The organism is Paraburkholderia sp. RL17-381-BIF-C (genome assembly GCF_046026435.1).
Classification (GTDB): domain Bacteria; phylum Pseudomonadota; class Gammaproteobacteria; order Burkholderiales; family Burkholderiaceae; genus Paraburkholderia.
The window spans coordinates 1-460 of record NZ_JARESX010000232.1; the positions used below are offsets into that span (position 1 = coordinate 1).

Sequence of the window (460 nt, forward strand, 5' to 3'; positions counted from 1 at the left end):
ATTGGCGATCGCGCGGCCCGAAGCGGCCCACGGGAACACTGCCTTGCCGTACTTGATGCCCGCAGCCTTGAGCTGGTCTTCCGTCTTGCCGGCCCACGCCACTTCCGGATCGGTGTATGCCACCGACGGAATCTGGATCGCGTCGAAGTACGCCTTCTCGCCGTGAGCCGCTTCGGCGGCAACGTGACCTTCATGCACAGCCTTGTGCGCGAGCATCGGCTGACCGACGATGTCGCCGATCGCGAAAATGTGCGGCACGTTGGTGCGCATCTGCTTGTCCACGTCGATGAAGCCGCGATCCGTGACCGACATGCCGGCCTTGTCCGCACCGATCTTCTTGCCGTTCGGCGTACGGCCGACCGCCACCAGCACGAGGTCGTAGCGCTGCGCTTCGGCCGGCGCCTTCTCGCCTTCGAACGACACGTAGATGCCGTCGTCTTTCGCTTCGGCCGCAGTGGTT

1 protein-coding gene is annotated in these 460 nt (G+C 64.6%); it reads right to left on the bottom strand.

Going from position 1 to position 460, the window contains the following annotated elements:
• A partial coding sequence (locus P0D70_RS36840) for an FAD-dependent oxidoreductase (RefSeq protein ID WP_408188136.1) occupies positions 1–460 on the bottom strand: 460 nt, incomplete at both ends.